Origin of the sequence: Pseudomonas sp. CYM-20-01 (genome assembly GCF_023169845.1) — a bacterium.
Lineage (GTDB): Bacteria > Pseudomonadota > Gammaproteobacteria > Pseudomonadales > Pseudomonadaceae > Aquipseudomonas > Aquipseudomonas azotoformans.
On sequence record NZ_AP025169.1, the window covers coordinates 5051723 to 5067424 of the forward strand.

The 15702-nt window shown below is 60.9% G+C and carries 17 protein-coding genes; 1 reads left to right on the forward strand and 16 read right to left on the reverse strand.

The genetic code is table 11. The features are described 5' to 3' along the window. Window positions 1-13: 13 nt before the first annotated feature. The 7 genes from M2497_RS22810 to flhA form a co-directional block, all read right to left on the reverse strand. The gene (locus M2497_RS22810; protein WP_248483387.1) at window positions 14-2242 is read right to left on the reverse strand and encodes a chemotaxis protein CheA; all 2229 of its coding nucleotides are present in this window, start codon (window positions 2240-2242) and stop codon (window positions 14-16) included. Between the two features lie 11 nt (window positions 2243-2253). Beyond that, a complete protein-coding gene (locus M2497_RS22815) occupies window positions 2254-3042 on the reverse strand; it encodes a protein phosphatase CheZ (protein WP_065909831.1) in 789 nt (262 codons plus the stop codon). Between the two features lie 18 nt (window positions 3043-3060). Further along, window positions 3061-3435, reverse strand: a complete 375-nt coding sequence (locus M2497_RS22820) for a chemotaxis response regulator CheY (RefSeq protein ID WP_015885173.1) — start codon at window positions 3433-3435, stop codon at window positions 3061-3063. Window positions 3436-3604: 169 nt separating this feature from the next. Further along, window positions 3605-4345, reverse strand: a complete 741-nt coding sequence (fliA, locus tag M2497_RS22825; protein WP_016976604.1) for an RNA polymerase sigma factor FliA — start codon at window positions 4343-4345, stop codon at window positions 3605-3607. After that, window positions 4342-5175: a flagellar synthesis regulator FleN gene (gene fleN, locus M2497_RS22830; protein WP_003192912.1), complete on the reverse strand. Its 834-nt coding sequence runs from the start codon at window positions 5173-5175 to the stop codon at window positions 4342-4344. The genes fliA and fleN overlap by 4 nt, the downstream gene beginning before the upstream one ends. Before the next feature lie 106 nt (window positions 5176-5281). Continuing rightward, window positions 5282-6598 carry a flagellar biosynthesis protein FlhF gene (flhF, locus tag M2497_RS22835; RefSeq protein WP_071493748.1) on the reverse strand — a complete coding sequence of 439 codons (1317 nt, stop codon included), beginning with the start codon at window positions 6596-6598 and terminating at the stop codon, window positions 5282-5284. 12 nt (window positions 6599-6610) lie between these two features. Further along, window positions 6611-8740: a flagellar biosynthesis protein FlhA gene (gene flhA / locus M2497_RS22840; RefSeq protein ID WP_248483389.1), complete on the reverse strand. Its 2130-nt coding sequence runs from the start codon at window positions 8738-8740 to the stop codon at window positions 6611-6613. Window positions 8741-9299: 559 nt separating this feature from the next. Between flhA and M2497_RS22845 the strand changes: the two genes are divergently transcribed. After that, on the forward strand, window positions 9300-9542 hold the full coding sequence (locus M2497_RS22845) for a DUF6124 family protein (protein ID WP_071493750.1): 243 nt from the start codon (window positions 9300-9302) through the stop codon (window positions 9540-9542). Between the two features lie 35 nt (window positions 9543-9577). On the opposite strand, the gene M2497_RS22850 is transcribed toward M2497_RS22845, so the two are convergent. The 9 genes from M2497_RS22850 to fliL form a co-directional block, all read right to left on the reverse strand. Then, window positions 9578-9787: a cold-shock protein gene (locus M2497_RS22850; RefSeq protein WP_248483391.1), complete on the reverse strand. Its 210-nt coding sequence runs from the start codon at window positions 9785-9787 to the stop codon at window positions 9578-9580. Window positions 9788-10157: 370 nt separating this feature from the next. Next, on the reverse strand, window positions 10158-11294 hold the full coding sequence (gene flhB / locus M2497_RS22855; RefSeq protein ID WP_248483393.1) for a flagellar biosynthesis protein FlhB: 1137 nt from the start codon (window positions 11292-11294) through the stop codon (window positions 10158-10160). 3 nt (window positions 11295-11297) lie between these two features. Beyond that, window positions 11298-12083: a flagellar biosynthetic protein FliR gene (gene fliR / locus M2497_RS22860; RefSeq protein WP_248483395.1), complete on the reverse strand. Its 786-nt coding sequence runs from the start codon at window positions 12081-12083 to the stop codon at window positions 11298-11300. Between the two features lie 4 nt (window positions 12084-12087). Then, on the reverse strand, window positions 12088-12357 hold the full coding sequence (gene fliQ / locus M2497_RS22865; RefSeq protein ID WP_003175300.1) for a flagellar biosynthesis protein FliQ: 270 nt from the start codon (window positions 12355-12357) through the stop codon (window positions 12088-12090). Window positions 12358-12361: 4 nt separating this feature from the next. Beyond that, on the reverse strand, window positions 12362-13105 hold the full coding sequence (gene fliP / locus M2497_RS22870) for a flagellar type III secretion system pore protein FliP (RefSeq protein WP_016976565.1): 744 nt from the start codon (window positions 13103-13105) through the stop codon (window positions 12362-12364). Then, on the reverse strand, window positions 13105-13548 hold the full coding sequence (gene fliO / locus M2497_RS22875) for a flagellar biosynthetic protein FliO (protein WP_248483397.1): 444 nt from the start codon (window positions 13546-13548) through the stop codon (window positions 13105-13107). The genes fliP and fliO overlap by 1 nt, the downstream gene beginning before the upstream one ends. A 1-nt stretch (window position 13549) precedes the next feature. Further along, window positions 13550-14017, reverse strand: coding sequence for a flagellar motor switch protein FliN (gene fliN / locus M2497_RS22880; protein ID WP_058427232.1), 468 nt, complete (start codon window positions 14015-14017; stop codon window positions 13550-13552). A gap of 42 nt (window positions 14018-14059) precedes the next feature. Further along, the gene (fliM, locus tag M2497_RS22885; protein WP_010208755.1) at window positions 14060-15028 is read right to left on the reverse strand and encodes a flagellar motor switch protein FliM; all 969 of its coding nucleotides are present in this window, start codon (window positions 15026-15028) and stop codon (window positions 14060-14062) included. A gap of 9 nt (window positions 15029-15037) precedes the next feature. Then, on the reverse strand, window positions 15038-15538 hold the full coding sequence (gene fliL / locus M2497_RS22890) for a flagellar basal body-associated protein FliL (protein WP_058427233.1): 501 nt from the start codon (window positions 15536-15538) through the stop codon (window positions 15038-15040). Window positions 15539-15702 lie beyond the last annotated feature (164 nt).

A 15702-nucleotide genomic window follows, 5' to 3' on the forward strand; every position in this document is an offset into this window, starting at 1 on the left:
TGCCCCACCAGAATCAAATACGCCGAGCGGCGTAACGCTTGAGCATGCTCGGAACATCGAGAATCAGCGCGATCCGACCGTCACCGGTGATGGTCGCACCCGACATGCCCGGGGTTCCCTGCAGCATTTTGCCCAAAGGCTTGATGACCACTTCTTCCTGGCCAACCAGTTGATCGACGACAAAGCCGATGCGCTGGGTGCCCACGGACAGAATCACCACATGGCCTTCGCGCTGCTCTTCATGGGCAGCCGATGCCACCAGCCAGCGCTTGAGGTAGAACAGGGGCAATGCCTTGTCGCGCACGATCACCACTTCCTGGCCGTCCACCACGTTGGTGCGCGACAGGTCGAGGTGGAAGATTTCGTTGACGTTGACCAGCGGGAAGGCGAACGCCTGGTTGCCCAGCATCACCATCAGGGTCGGCATGATCGCCAGGGTCAACGGCACCTTGATGACGATCTTGGAGCCCTGGCCCTTGGTCGAGTAGATGTTGATCGAGCCGTTGAGCTGGCTGATCTTGGTCTTCACTACGTCCATGCCGACGCCACGGCCGGACACGTCGGAAATCTCGGTCTTGGTCGAGAAGCCCGGGGCGAAGATCAGGTTGTAGCACTCGGTGTCGGTCAGGCGGTCGGCGGCGTCCTTGTCCATCACGCCACGCTTGACCGCGATGTTGCGCAATATGGTCGGGTCCATGCCTTTGCCGTCGTCAGTGATCGACAGCAGGATGTGATCGCCTTCTTGCTCCGCCGCCAGGATCACCTTGCCGCCACGGGACTTGCCCGAGGCTTCGCGCTCTTCCGGGGTTTCCACGCCGTGGTCGACGGCGTTGCGCACCAAGTGGACCAGCGGGTCGGCCAGGGCCTCGACCAGGTTCTTGTCGAGGTCGGTTTCTTCGCCCACCAGTTCCAGGTTGATTTCTTTCTTCAGCTGACGCGCCAGGTCGCGAACCAGGCGCGGGAAACGGCCAAAGACTTTCTTGATCGGCTGCATCCGCGTTTTCATCACGGCGGTCTGCAGGTCGGCGGTGACCACGTCGAGGTTCGACACAGCCTTTTGCATGGCTTCATCGCCGCTGCTCAGGCCCAGGCGCACCAGGCGGTTACGCACCAGTACCAGTTCGCCGACCATGTTCATGATGTCGTCCAGGCGCGCGGTATCAACCCGCACGGTGGTTTCGGCTTCACTGGCAGGCTTCTCGGCTGTCGGCGCGGCGGCGGCACGTGCCGGAGCAGGTGCGGCGGCCGGGGCCGGTGCTGGCTTGGCAGCCGGTGCAGGTTTGGCGGCCGACGCTGGCGCAGCGGCCTTGGCGGCGACCGGTGCAGCGGTCGCCACCGCTGCGGCCGGGGCCACTTCGCTGAACTTGCCCTTGCCGTGCAACTCGTCCAGCAGGGATTCGAACTCGTGATCGGAGATCAGCCCATCGCCCGCAGGGGCGGCGCTGGCAGCAGCCGGTGCCGCAGCCGTGGCGGCGACTTCCGGCAAGGCGTCGGCCGCGAAGGTGCCCTTGCCATGCAGTTGGTCGAGCAATGCCTCGAATTCATCGTCGGTAATGTCGGTGCTTGCGCTGGCCGCCGGTGCATCCGCAGGAGCAGCAGCAGGTGCCACTGCGTCGGCCGCGAACTGGCCCTTGCCATGCAACTGGTCGAGCAGCGATTCGAACTCGGCGTCGGTGATGTCTTCGCTGGTCGGTGCGGCGACCGGTGCAGCCGGCGCAGCCGGTGCTTCCGCCTCGGCCTTGACGGCACTGAGGGAGTTGAGCAGCTGTTCGAACTCGCTGTCGGTCACATCCGGCTCGGCCTCAACCACAGGCTCCGGTGCGGCTTCAACCACCGGTGCGGCCGACGTGTCGGCAGGTTCCGCCAGGCGCGCCAGGGCGGCCAGCAGTTCCGGAGTGGCCGCCGTGATCGGTGCACGGTCGCGCACCTCGCTGAACATGCCGTTGACCGCATCCAGTGCTTCGAGAATCACGTCCATCAACTCCGAATCAACGTGACGCTCACCCTTGCGCAGGATGTCGAACACGTTCTCGGCGATGTGGCAGCACTCCACCAGCTCATGGAGCTGGAGGAAGCCGGCGCCCCCTTTTACAGTGTGAAAACCGCGAAAAATTGCATTGAGCAGGTTCGCATCATCCGGTCGGCTTTCCAGCTCGACCAGTTGCTCGGACAACTGCTCTAAAATTTCGCCGGCCTCTACAAGGAAATCCTGAAGGATTTCTTCATCGGCGCCGAAGCTCATGTGGGTGCTCCTTAGAAGCCTAAACTGGATAACAGGTCATCGACATCATCTTGACCCGATACAACGTCTTCACGTTTATCGGCATGAATCTGCGGACCTTCACCCTTGGCGAGATGTTTTTGTGGATCTTTTTCCGAGAGGATCGCTTCGCGGTCATGTTCGATGCCGGCGAAACGGTCAACCTGGCCAGCCATAAGCACCAATTTGAGCAAGTTGCTTTCCACTTCGGTGACCAACTGGGTCACACGCTTGATCACCTGACCGGTGAGGTCCTGGTAATCCTGGGCCAGCAGAATGTCATTGAGGTTGCTGGAAACCGTGCGGTTTTCCTGCTCGCTGCGTGACAGGAAACCGTCAACCCGACGTGCCAACTCGCGAAACTCCTCAGCCCCCACTTCCCGGCGCATGAAGCGGCCCCAGTCGTGGCTCAGGGCCTGGGCTTCAGTGGCCATGCCGTTGACCAGAGGCGTGGCGTTTTCCACCAGGTCCATGGTGCGGTTGGCCGCCGCCTCAGTCAGCCTGACCACATAGGACAGGCGTTCGGTGGCATCGGTGATTTGCGAGATTTCTTCGGCCTGGGGCATATGCGGGTCAATCTGGAAATTGACGATCGCACTGTGCAGCTCGCGTGTGAGCTTGCCCACTTCCTGGTACAGGCCGCGGTCACGGGTCTGGTTGAGCTCATGGATCAACTGCACCGCGTCGCCGAACTGGCCTTTTTCAAGGCTGTCGACCAACTGGTGAGCATGCTTTTTCAGGGTCGACTCGAAGTCTCCCTGTGACGTTTCTTTATGCTCCATAGCTCCCCCGCGATGGCATTAGCCGTGGATGCGTTCGAAGATTTTTTCGATCTTCTCTTTCAAGGCCAATGCAGTGAATGGCTTGACCACGTAACCGTTGACCCCGGCTTGGGCAGCTTCGATGATCTGCTCACGCTTGGCTTCGGCGGTCACCATCAGCACTGGCAGGCTGCGCAGCTTTTCGTCAGCGCGCACGTGGCGCAGCAAGTCGATACCGGTCATGCCCGGCATGTTCCAGTCTGTTACCAGAAAGTCGATGCTCCCGCTGTTGAGGATCGGAATCGCCGTAATGCCGTCATCCGCCTCGACCGTGTTTGTGAACCCAAGGTCACGCAACAGGTTTTTTATGATCCGCCGCATCGTTGAGAAGTCATCAACGATGAGGATTTTCATGTTCTTGTCCAATTCGACCTCCAAGCAGTCTTAAACGCGCCCAGCACCTGGACGCGCCATTTCAATCAACAGGCATTACACAAAAAGGACTGCCGGGGGCACCACGGGTCGAACCCGCGAAGGCCGGTTGCCCTCGCGGTATCGTCTGCAGTGTCCCCACACTGCCTGTTCAGCGCGCTCGCCACTCTCCCAAACGCCCCCGCAAGCGGGCTGCGCACTGGCTGTGCAACTGGCTGACCCGCGATTCGCTGACACCCAGGACCTCACCGATTTCCTTGAGGTTCAGCTCTTCGTCGTAGTACAGCGCCAACACCAGCCGCTCACGCTCCGGCAAATTGGCAATCGCGTCCGCCAACGCCCCCTGGAAACGCTCATCTTCCAGGTCACGCGATGGCTCCATATGAGCACTCGCGCCGTCCTCGTGCAGCCCTTCATGTTCGCCGTCCTGCAACAGGTCGTCGAAACTGAACAGGCGGCTGCCCAAGGTATCGTTCAAAATCCCGTAGTAATCGTCGAGACTCAATTGGAGTTCGGCCGCAACTTCGTGATCTTTAGCGTCGCGACCGGTTTTTGCTTCAATTGCGCGAATTGCGTCACTGACCATGCGTGTATTGCGGTGTACCGAACGCGGCGCCCAGTCACCCTTGCGCACTTCATCGAGCATCGCGCCACGGATGCGGATGCCCGCATACGTCTCGAAACTTGCACCCTTGCTCGCGTCGTATTTGGTCGACACTTCGAGCAAGCCGATCATGCCCGCCTGGATCAGGTCTTCGACCTGGACGCTGGCGGGCAGGCGCGCCAGCAAGTGATAGGCAATGCGCTTGACCAGGGGCGCGTAGCGCTCGATCAACTCGCCCTGGCTGTCACGGGCAGACTTCTTGTACGCGTTGTAGCCGGTCGCTGTCATAGCACGGGTCCTGCGCTCGTCTGATGCACCAATCGCTCGACGAAAAACTCCAGATGCCCCCGAGGGTTGGCAGGCAACGGCCAGGTATCGACCTTCTGGGCAATAGCCTTGAACGCCAGTGCGCACTTGGAACGAGGGAACGCTTCGTAGACTGCACGCTGCTTTTGCACAGCCTTGCGCACACACTCGTCGTAGGGAACTGCGCCGACGTATTGTAAGGCGACATCGAGGAAACGATCCGTGACCTTGGTCAACTTGGCGAACAGGTTGCGCCCTTCCTGCGGGCTCTGGGCCATGTTGGCCAGGACGCGGAAGCGGTTCATGCCGTAGTCACGGTTAAGCAGTTTGATCAGGGCGTAGGCGTCGGTGATCGAGGTGGGTTCATCGCAGACCACCAGCAACACTTCCTGCGCAGCGCGCACAAAGCTGACCACGGACTCGCCGATCCCGGCGGCTGTGTCGATCACCAGCACGTCGAGGTTGTCGCCGATGTCACTGAACGCCTGGATCAGCCCGGCATGCTGCGCCGGACTCAGGTGCACCATGCTCTGGGTGCCGGAGGCGGCCGGGACGATGCGGATGCCACCAGGCCCCTGCAGCAGCACATCGCGCAGCTCACAGCGGCCCTCGATCACATCGGCAAGGGTATGTTTGGGCGTCAGCCCCAGCAGAACGTCGACGTTCGCCAACCCCAGGTCAGCATCCAGCAGCATGACGCGACGGCCAAGCTCTGCCAGGGCCAGGGACAAATTCACTGACACGTTAGTTTTCCCGACGCCACCTTTGCCGCCGGTCACCGCGATCACCTGTACGGGATGCATGCTGCCCATTTTATTTCTTTACCTTGTCTTGCTTAGACGCAGGCTACATGGCTTGGCCGCGTGAATCGCTTGCAGACCATCGATGTAGATACATTTCACGGTGTTCATACCGCCCTCAACCTACCCGCTTCGCCGGGTTGTGGTAGAGGTCGGCGAACATATCGGCCATCGCTTCCTCGCTAGGCTCGTCTTGCATTTGCACGCTGACTGCACGGCTGACCAACTGATGACGGCGCGGCAGATGCAGATCATCCGGGATCCGCGGCCCGTCGGTCAGGTAGGCGACCGGCAATTCATGACTGATGGCCAGGCTCAGCACCTCGCCCAGGCTCGCGGTTTCGTCGAGCTTGGTGAGGATGCAACCGGCCAGGCCGCAGCGCTTGTAACTATGATACGCAGCGGTAAGAACCTGTTTCTGGCTGGTGGTTGCAAGCACCAGGTAATTTTTCGACTTGATGCCACGCCCGGCCAGGCTTTCCAACTGCATGCGCAATGCCGGGTCGCTGGCTTGCAGGCCGGCGGTGTCGATCAGCACCACGCGCTTGCGCAGCAGCGGGTCGAGGGCGTTGGCCAGGGACTGGCCCGGATCGACATGGGTCACCGACACATTGAGAATGCGACCCAGGGTCTTGAGCTGCTCCTGGGCACCGATACGGTAGCTGTCCATGCTCACCAGCGCGATATTCTGAGCGCCGTACTTGAGCACGTAACGCGCCGCCAGCTTGGCCAGGGTGGTGGTCTTGCCCATGCCGGCAGGGCCGACCATGGCGATCACACCGCCCTCTTCCAGGGGTTCGATTTCCGGGGTGACGATCATCCGCGCCAAGTGGGCCAGCAACATGCGCCAGGCCTGGCGAGGCTCTTCGATTTCGGTGGTCAGGGCCAGCAGGTCGCGGGACAACGGGCCGGACAGGCCGATGCGTTGCAGGCGACGCCACAGGTTGGCCTGTTGCGGTTTGCTGCCTTGCAATTGGTTCCAGGCCAGCGAACCCAACTGGACTTCGAGCAGCTCACGCAGGCCATTGAGTTCAAAGCGCATCGAGTCGAACACACGCTGGTCAACCGCCGCTGCCGGGGCTGGCGCAGCGGGACGCGGCGGCTCTTTGAAGGTTGGCTCAACCAATGGCTCCGCGGCGGTCAGCGGCAGGCCGGCGAACAACTGGCGATTGGTGGTGGCATCGCTGTCGCCACGCATGCTCAGTTCAGCCTGGGCCGAAACAATCCGCGAAGCGGTCTTGCGCAGCTCGTCTTCGAGCTCCATGTTCGGCACGCGCGGCGCCAAGGCCGAAGGTGTGTAATCCAGGGCAGCCGTCAGCTCGACACCGCCGGCAATACGACGGTTGCCGATAATCGCGGCGTCGGCGCCCAGCTCATCACGAACCAGTTTCATGGCCTGACGCATATCGGCGGCGAAAAAACGCTTCACTTGCATAACCCACTACCCTCAGCCGTTGGGCCCTACTGTCGCGACGATAGTCACTTGCTTGTTGTCAGGAATTTCCTGATAAGCCAAAACGTGCAAATTCGGTACTGCCAGGCGCCCAAACCGCGACAACATCGCCCGGACCGGGCCTGCCACCAGCAGGATCACCGGTTGGCCTTGCATTTCCTGGCGTTGCGCGGCGTCGATCAACGAACGCTGCAGCTTCTCGGCCATGCTTGGCTCCAGCAGAACGCCCTCTTCCTGGCCTTGTCCTGCCTTCTGAATACTATTGAGCAATATTTGTTCCAACCTTGGTTCCAAGGTGATCACAGGCAGCTCGGAGTCAAGCCCTACAATGCTTTGCACGATTGCGCGCGACAATCCGACGCGCACCGAAGCCACCAGGGCGGCAGTATCTTGACTCTTGGCGGCATTGTTGGCGATAGCCTCGGCAATGCTGCGAATATCGCGCACCGGCACCTGTTCGGCCAGCAGCGCCTGCAACACCTTGAGCAACTGCGACAGCGACAGGATGCCCGGCACCAGCTCTTCGGCGAGTTTTGGCGAGGCTTTGCCGAGCAAACCCATCAATTGCTGGACTTCTTCGTGGCCGATCAGCTCGTGGGAGTGCTTGTAGAGGATCTGGTTGAGGTGGGTAGCGACCACGGTGCTGGCGTCCACCACGGTATAACCCAGGGACTGCGCCTGGCTGCGCTGGCTGATTTCGATCCACACCGCGTCCAGGCCAAAAGCCGGATCTTTGGCGGTAATGCCGTTGAGACTGCCGAACACCTGCCCCGGGTTGATCGCCAGTTCGCGGTCCGGGTAGATCTCGGCTTCGGCCAGGATCACGCCCATGAGAGTCAGGCGGTAGGCGCTGGGCGCCAGGTCCAGGTTGTCACGGATATGCACGGTGGGCATCAGGAAGCCCAGGTCCTGGGACAGCTTCTTGCGCACGCCCTTGATCCGCGCGAGCAGCTGGCCGCCCTGGTTGCGGTCCACCAGCGGAATGAGGCGGTAGCCGACTTCCAGGCCGATCATGTCGATCGGGGTCACGTCATCCCAGCCCAGCTCCTTGGTTTCCTGGGCGCGGGCCGGGGATGGCAGCAGTTCCTGCTGGCGTGCAATCTCCTGCTGGGCCTGGACCTTGACCGCATTCTGCTTTTTCCAGAACAGGTAGGCACCGCCGGCCGCCATGGCCGCCATGCTCAGGAAGGACACATGGGGCATGCCCGGCACGATGCCCATGATCGCCATGATGCCCGCCGCCACGGCCAGGGCCTTGGGCGAGGCAAACATCTGCCGGCTGATCTGCTTGCCCATGTCTTCGGAGCCCGATGCACGGGTCACCATGATCGCCGCTGCTGTAGATAACAACAGTGATGGCAATTGCGCCACTAAACCGTCACCGATGGTCAGCAAGGCGTACACCTTGCCCGCATCGCTGAAGGTCATGCCGTGCTGGAACATGCCGACCGCCACGCCGCCGATCAAGTTGATGAACAGAATCAGCAGGCCGGCGATGGCGTCACCGCGCACGAATTTGCTGGCACCGTCCATGGAACCGTAGAACTCGGCTTCCTGGGCCACTTCCAGGCGGCGTGACTTGGCTTGGTTCTGGTCGATCAGGCCGGCGTTGAGGTCGGCGTCGATCGCCATTTGTTTGCCGGGCATGGCGTCGAGGGTAAACCGCGCGCTCACCTCGGAAATCCGCCCGGCGCCCTTGGTCACCACCACGAAGTTGATGATCATCAGGATCGCGAACACCACGATACCGACCACGTAGTTACCGCCAATCACCACCTCGCCGAAGGCCTGGATCACCTTGCCGGCGGCGGCATGGCCGTCCTGGCCGTGCAGCATCACCACGCGGGTGGACGCCACGTTCAGCGCCAGGCGCAGCAAGGTGGCGACCAGCAGGATGGTCGGGAATACCGCAAAGTCCAGCGGCCGCAGGGCGTACACGCAGACCAGCAGCACCACGACGGACAGGGCGATGTTGAAGGTAAAGAACACGTCCAGCAGGAACGGCGGCATCGGCAACATCATCATTGCCAGCATCACCAGCAACAACAACGGCACACCCAGATTGCCCCGCGAGAGGTCAGTCAGGGTGCTGCGCGCCGTGCCGAGCATTTGAGAGCGATCCACCAGTATTCCTCGTGTCCTTTGAAGCAAAGTTTTGACGCGGTTGAGCGTCCTGAAGGCGGTATTGCAAGAAGCCTTCCAACTTTTGTTTTGGAACGTCGATCGCTATGGACGCCCACGTTTTTTCGGAAAGAACACATTTTAAATGTGGGAGGGGGCTCGCCCCCGATTGCAGCTTGTCAGACTAAGAGTCGGTGACTGACACAACGCCATCGGGGGCAAGCCCCCTCCCACACTTGGATGTGCGCGCAGCCGGTACTACTGGGGAAATTTCTGACAAGGTTTTGCGGTTGCCCCTAGGAAACTCGCTCTCTAGTCTCCGTACACCGCTGCAAACGCAGTGGACGGGCGTCGCGGCCCGGATTTTCAAAGAGCAAAAGCACTATCGCCCGCTTTCAGTTGACGCTTTTTTAGCGTCTACTGTGCGGCGCTATGGCGGCTGTGCGCGGGATACCTTAGGGTATGCCGGGTTGCTCCTTGACCGGTCCGCGAACCTGCGCACAGCTGTCACCCCATCGCGTCGCGGCGATCAGTGGCAGCTCCACTTTTAAGGAGCCTCACAATGATCAAACCCACCCCAAATCCCCCCATCAGCCTCTTCACCGTTGCAGACCACCTGAAAACCGAGGACCTGCTGGTCAACCTCACCGAAACCCTCGCTTCGGCCGAAGCGCTGATGAGTGACTTTGCGTTTGAATTGGACGGGACAAAACGCGAAGGTGCGCTGGGCGTAGCGCAGTTGATCGGGCTCGCGAAGCTGCTGGCCGACAGAGTACTGGAGGACAGCGAGCACTTGAGGGCCTGATGGCGGATCGTTCCTGCACTACTCTGCGGGAACGATTATGACGCTGATAGGATGCGGACGTTTTCAGCCTGACCGCCTTTGGGTCCTTGGGCTAAATCGAATTCAACTTTTTGATGTTCTTCAAGCGTCTTGAAACCGTCGCTCTTGATAGCCGAATAATGGACAAAAACATCACCGCCATCGTCTTGAGTGATGAACCCGTAACCCTTCTCCGCGTTAAACCACTTCACCGTGCCTGTTGCCATTACCGTTCTCCTGATATCTCACTCAAGGACTTGCTGGATGACCCTGACATCGCATGCAAAGACGCCGTCAGGTCGATGGATCCTCTGAAACGCAACCTGCATACCCACTGCAAGCCGGACGCCGCGCGAACCAATGAGATCCACTGGAACGGCCTCGCCGTCCACGACAATCAAACCCTTTCCAGTTGCCTGGTCATAGGATGTGACGACGCCTCTGGTAACCCGATTCAAAACCACTCTCCCTGCATCTCATTTACAGCCTGCGCGCAGTGCATAGGGCAATAGAACCGCGAGCAGCGCAGTCTGGCTACTGTGAAGTTTGACAGGTAGACGCCAGTTATCGACGAGTGGTAGGGAGGGCGACCCGGTGTCAGGAATCGCGGCGCAGGTCCGGCGGAATCGGCAGATCCTTGAGCGGATCGGGCCGCTTGCCCTTGCCCGCACGGTACTGGCGAATCTGATAGACATACGCCAGCACCTGGGCCACGGCCAGGTACAGCCCGGCGGGGATTTCCTGGTCGAGGTCGGTGGAATAGAAGATCGACCGCGCCAGCTCCGGCGACTCCAGCAGCAGGATGTCGTTGGCCACCGCAATTTCGCGGATCTTCAAGGCGGTAAAGTCACTGCCCTTGGCCAGCAGCATCGGCGCGCCGCCCTTCTCCGGGTCGTACTTGAGGGCCACGGCGTAGTGGGTCGGGTTGGTGATGACCACGTCGGCGTCGGGCACCGAGGCCATCATCTTGCGCTGGGACATCTCGCGCTGCAGTTGGCGAATACGCTGCTTGACCTCGGGGCGCCCCTCCTGGTCCTTGTGTTCGTCGCGCACTTCCTGCTTGGTCATAAGCAGTTTCTTGTGGCTTTCCCACAACTGGATCGGCGCATCCACCGCCGCGATGATGATCAACCCGGCGGCCATCCACAGCGCACTCCAGCCCACCACCTGCACGCTGTGGATGATCGCCGACTCCAGCGGTTCATGGGCGATGCGCAGCAGGTCGTCGATGTCGGACGACAACACCATCAGCGCCACGAACAGGATCAGGATGAACTTGGCCAACGCCTTGAGCAGTTCCACCAGAGCCTTGGTGGAGAACATTCGCTTGAGCCCGGCCGCAGGGTTCATGCGGCTGAACTTGGGCGCCATGCTGCCGGCGGCGAACAGCCAGCCGCCGAGGGCGACCGGGCCGATCAGCGCGGCGAGCAGCAAGGTGATCAGGATCGGCTGCACCGCCAGGATCGCGATCTGGCCCGAATGCAAAAGGTACCGGCCCATGGCGTCGGGATTGAGCAGCACCTCGCGGGGCAAGGTGAAGTTGTGTTTCATCAACTCCATCAGGTCCAGCGCCAGGCCGCCGCCGTAGATCAGCAACGCGCCGGCGCCGGCCATCATGGTGGCGACGGTATTGAGCTCCTTGGAGCGCGCAATCTCGCCCTTTTCCCTGGAGTCCTTTTTACGTTTCTCCGTGGGGTCTTCTGTTTTGTCCTGACCACTCTCGCTCTCGGCCATGGCTCAGCGCGCCCGTGCCAGATCACGTAAGAACTGCAGGGCGTCGGTCGCCAGCGGTTGATACTGATTGAGAATGTCGGCCAGGCCGATCCAGAAAATCCCCATGCCCAACACCAGGGTCAACGGGAAACCAATCGAGAAGATGTTCAGTTGCGGTGCCGCACGGGTCATCACGCCAAACGCAATATTCACCACCAGCAACGCAGTGATCGCCGGCAACACCAGCAACAGCGAAGCGCCCAATACCCAGCCGAGTCGTCCGACGATCTCCCAGAAGTGATTGACCACCAGCCCCGAACCCACCGGCAAGGTGGTGAAGCTTTCGGTCATCACCTCGAAGGCCACCAGATGGCCGTTCATGGCCAGGAACAGCAAGGTCACCAGCATGGTCAGGAATTGCCCGATCACCGCCGCCGACACACCGTTGGTAGGGTCGACCATGGAGGCGAAGCCCATGCCCATCTGGATCGAGATGATTTGCCCGGCGATCACAAAGGCCTGGAAAAACAGCGTGAGGGAAAAGCCCATCAGCGCGCCGATCAGGATCTGCTCGGCGATCAGCAGAAAGGCACTGAGGTCGATGGCATTGACCGGCGGCATCGGCGGTAACCCAGGCACGATCACCACGGTAATCGCCACCGCAAAGTACAGGCGTACGCGGCGCGGTACGAGTGTGGTGCCGAACACCGGCATGGCCATGAGCATGGCCGTCACCCGGAACAGCGGCAGGATGAAGGACGCCACCCAGGTGCTGATCTGGGTGTCGGTCAACGCCAGCAAGGACTGCATCGGGTCAGCCGATCAACTGCGGAATACTGCCGTACAACTGCAGGATGTATTCCATGAAGGTCTGCACCAGCCACGGGCCGGCGACGATCAGGGTGACCAGCATCACCAGCAGGCGCGGCAGGAAGCTCAAGGTCTGTTCGTTGATCTGAGTCGCCGCCTGGAACATCGCCACCAACAGGCCGACCAACAGGCTCGGCACCACCAGCACGGCGACCATCATGGTGGTCAGCCACAGCGCTTCACGGAACAGGTCGACGGCTACTTCTGGCGTCATCGCGCTATACCCCGCCGAAACTGCCGGCCAGGGTGCCGATAATCAGCGCCCAGCCGTCCACCAGCACAAACAGCATGATCTTGAACGGCAGCGAGATGATCAGTGGCGACAGCATCATCATACCCATGGCCATCAGCACGCTCGCCACCACCAGGTCGATGATCAGGAACGGGATAAAGATCATGAAGCCGATCTGGAACGCGGTCTTCAACTCGGACGTAACGAACGCCGGTACCAGGATGGTCAACGGCGCCTGGTCCGGGGTCGCGATGTCGGTGCGCTTGGACAAGCGCATGAACAGCTCAAGATCACTGGAGCGGGTCTGCGACAGCATGAAATCCTTGATCGGGCCCTGGGCCTTGTCGATCGCGTCCTGGGCGGTCATTTTCTCCGCCAGGTAGGGCTGCAGGGCTTGCTGGTTCACCTTGTCGAACACCGGCGCCATGATGAACAGCGTCAGGAACAGGGCCATGCCGGTGAGGATCTGGTTCGACGGCGTCTGCTGCAGACCCAGGGCCTGGCGCAGGATCGAGAACACGATGATGATCCGCGTGAAGCTGGTCATCAGCATGACGAACGCCGGGATAAAGCTCAGCGCGGTCATGATCAGCAGGATCTGCAGGCTGACCGAATACTCCTGCGCGCCCGCCGCGTTGGTACCCAACGTGATCGCCGGGATCGACAACGGGTCGGCGCCAAACGCCAGTGGCGCGGCCAGCAACAGCATGAGCGTCAATAAAACGCGCATTACTTCTTATCCTTCTGATCCTTGCCCAGCAACTCCATCAGGCGCTGGGCGAATTCTGGCGTGGCGGACTGGCTCTGGTCCACGCTCACCGGGGTCTTGAGCACGTGCAACGGGGTGATGCGGCCAGGGGTGATACCCAGCAGGATCTGCTCCTCGCCCACCTGCACCAGCACCAGCCGATCACGCGGGCCGAGGGCGCGGGAGCCGATCATCTCGATCACCTGGCCGTTACCCGGCCCTACGCGCTGCACACGGCGCATCAGCCAGGCCAGCACGAAAATCAGCCCGACCACCAGCAACAGCCCCAGCACCAACTGGGTCAATTGCCCGCCGACACCACTGCTCACCACCGGTGCGGCTACCGCCGTCGCTTGCGCAGCCGGCTCAGCCGCGAGGGCGCTCAATGGCAGCGCCAGAAACAGTCCCGCCATCGAATACTTCATATCAGCGCAACTTCTTGATGCGTTCACTCGGGCTGATCACGTCGGTCAGGCGGATGCCGAACTTTTCGTTGACCACCACCACTTCGCCGTGGGCAATCAGGGTGCCGTTGACCAGCACATCCAGCGGCTCGCCGGCCAGGCGGTCGAGCTCGATCACCGAACCCTGGTTGAGTTGCAGCAGGTTGCGGATGTTGATTTCAGTGCTGCCGACTTCCATGGAAATCGATACCGGGATATCGAGGATCACATCCAGGTTCGGGCCATCGAGGGACACCGGCTCGTTGTTTTTCGGCACGCTGCCGAACTCTTCCATGGGCAGGCGGTTGCCGGCCGGGGCGGTTGCGGCGTCAGCGGCCAGCAGCGCGTCGATATCGTCCTGGCCAACATCGCCGGTTTCTTCCAGGGCAGCCGCCCATTCGTCAGCCAGGGCCTGGTCTTCGGCGGAAGTGTTTTCGTGTTCGGTAGCCATTACATGTCCTCGGCGGAGCAAACATTCATAAATAGGAGTGAATCAGCGGCGGTTGATCGGCTCGACCACCTGCAGCGCCAGGTTGCCCTTGTGGGAACCGAGCTTGACCTTGAATGACGGCACGCCGTTGGCGCGCATGATCATTTCTTCCGGCAATTCGACCGGGATGATGTCCCCCGGCTGCATGTGCAAAATATCGCGCAGGCGCAGCTGACGACGGGCCACGGTGGCGCTCAGCGGTACGTCGACGTCCAGCAGGTCTTCGCGCAGGGCCTTGACCCAGCGTTCGTCCTGGTCGTCCAGGTCGGACTGGAAACCGGCGTCGAGCATCTCGCGCACCGGTTCGATCATCGAGTACGGCATGGTCACGTGCAGGTCGCCGCCACCGCCATCGAGTTCGATGTGGAACGTGGACACCACAATGGCTTCGCTGGGGCCGACGATGTTGGCCATCGCCGGGTTCACTTCGGAGTTGATGTACTCGAAGTTGACTTCCATGATCGCCTGCCAGGCTTCCTTCAAGTCAATGAAGGCTTGCTCCAGCACCATGCGCACCACCCGCAACTCGGTGGGGGTGAACTCCCGGCCCTCGATCTTGGCGTGGCGGCCGTCGCCGCCGAAGAAGTTGTCCACCAGCTTGAACACCAGCTTGGCGTCGAGGATGAACAGCGCGGTGCCGCGCAGTGGCTTGATCTTGACCAGGTTGAGGCTGGTCGGCACATACAGCGAGTGCACGTACTCGCCGAACTTCATCACCTGCACACCGCCCACCGCCACGTCCGCCGAACGGCGCAGCATGTTGAACATGCTGATGCGGGTGTAACGGGCGAAACGTTCGTTGATCATCTCCAGGGTCGGCATGCGTCCGCGGACGATACGATCCTGGCTGGTGAGGTCATAACTTTTGACGCTGCCGGGCTCGGCAGCCATTTCGGTCTGTACCAGACCATCGTCGACGCCATGCAACAGCGCATCGATTTCATCCTGGGACAGCAGGTCTTGCACGGCCATGTCGTGATCCTACTGCAATACGAAGTTAGTGAAGAGCGCCTGCTCGACCACGACTTTGCCGAGCTCCTTCTGGGCCACTTCCTGCACGCTGGCCGTAACCTTCTGGCGCAGCATTTCCTGGCCCACCGGGGTGGCGAGTGTGTCGAAGCTCTGGCTGGAGAACAGCATGACGAGGTTGTTGCGGATCACGGGCATGTGCACCTTGAGGGCGTCCAGGTCCGCAGCGTTACGCGCCAGCAAGGTGATGCTCACCTGCAAGTAGCGTTGACGACCGTTCTGATTGAAGTTGGCGACAAAGGCCGGAAGCATCGGTTCGAAGATTGCCGGTTGCTTGACGTTAGTGGCGGTTTCAGCGGCGGGTGCCGGCTTGCTGGCACTGCTGTGCATGATGTACCAAGTGCCGCCGACCGAGGCGCCGATGGCCAGGAGCAGGCCCAGGACTATCAACAGGATAAGCTTGAGCTTGCCTTTGCCTGCGGGTGCTTTTGCTGCGTCGTCGCTCTTCGCCATGCCAATAATCCGTCACTATTCGGGGATTCATAGATCTACGGAAAGGCAAGAGCAAGTGTTATGCCAGAGTTGTCTGGTCATTTGGGAAGAGAGGACACCAAAAATCAAATGTGGGAGGGGGCTTGCCCCCGATAGCGGTGTATCAGTCACCCATGTTTCAGCTG

Bases quoted from the DNA above. Each gene is read 5' to 3' on its own strand.
- M2497_RS22810 (WP_248483387.1), bottom strand. From the start codon at position 2,242: ATGAGCTTCGGCGCCGATGAAGAAATCCTTCAGGATTTCCTTGTAGAG.
- M2497_RS22815 (WP_065909831.1), bottom strand. From the start codon at position 3,042: ATGGAGCATAAAGAAACGTCACAGGGAGACTTCGAGTCGACCCTGAAA.
- M2497_RS22820 (WP_015885173.1), bottom strand. From the start codon at position 3,435: ATGAAAATCCTCATCGTTGATGACTTCTCAACGATGCGGCGGATCATA.
- fliA (WP_016976604.1), bottom strand. From the start codon at position 4,345: ATGACAGCGACCGGCTACAACGCGTACAAGAAGTCTGCCCGTGACAGC.
- fleN (WP_003192912.1), bottom strand. From the start codon at position 5,175: ATGGGCAGCATGCATCCCGTACAGGTGATCGCGGTGACCGGCGGCAAA.
- flhF (WP_071493748.1), bottom strand. From the start codon at position 6,598: ATGCAAGTGAAGCGTTTTTTCGCCGCCGATATGCGTCAGGCCATGAAA.
- M2497_RS22845 (WP_071493750.1), top strand. From the start codon at position 9,300: ATGATCAAACCCACCCCAAATCCCCCCATCAGCCTCTTCACCGTTGCA.
- M2497_RS22850 (WP_248483391.1), bottom strand. From the start codon at position 9,787: ATGGCAACAGGCACGGTGAAGTGGTTTAACGCGGAGAAGGGTTACGGG.
- flhB (WP_248483393.1), bottom strand. From the start codon at position 11,294: ATGGCCGAGAGCGAGAGTGGTCAGGACAAAACAGAAGACCCCACGGAG.
- fliR (WP_248483395.1), bottom strand. From the start codon at position 12,083: ATGCAGTCCTTGCTGGCGTTGACCGACACCCAGATCAGCACCTGGGTG.
- fliQ (WP_003175300.1), bottom strand. From the start codon at position 12,357: ATGACGCCAGAAGTAGCCGTCGACCTGTTCCGTGAAGCGCTGTGGCTG.
- fliP (WP_016976565.1), bottom strand. From the start codon at position 13,105: ATGCGCGTTTTATTGACGCTCATGCTGTTGCTGGCCGCGCCACTGGCG.
- fliO (WP_248483397.1), bottom strand. From the start codon at position 13,548: ATGAAGTATTCGATGGCGGGACTGTTTCTGGCGCTGCCATTGAGCGCC.
- fliN (WP_058427232.1), bottom strand. From the start codon at position 14,017: ATGGCTACCGAACACGAAAACACTTCCGCCGAAGACCAGGCCCTGGCT.
- fliM (WP_010208755.1), bottom strand. From the start codon at position 15,028: ATGGCCGTGCAAGACCTGCTGTCCCAGGATGAAATCGATGCGCTGTTG.
- fliL (WP_058427233.1), bottom strand. From the start codon at position 15,538: ATGGCGAAGAGCGACGACGCAGCAAAAGCACCCGCAGGCAAAGGCAAG.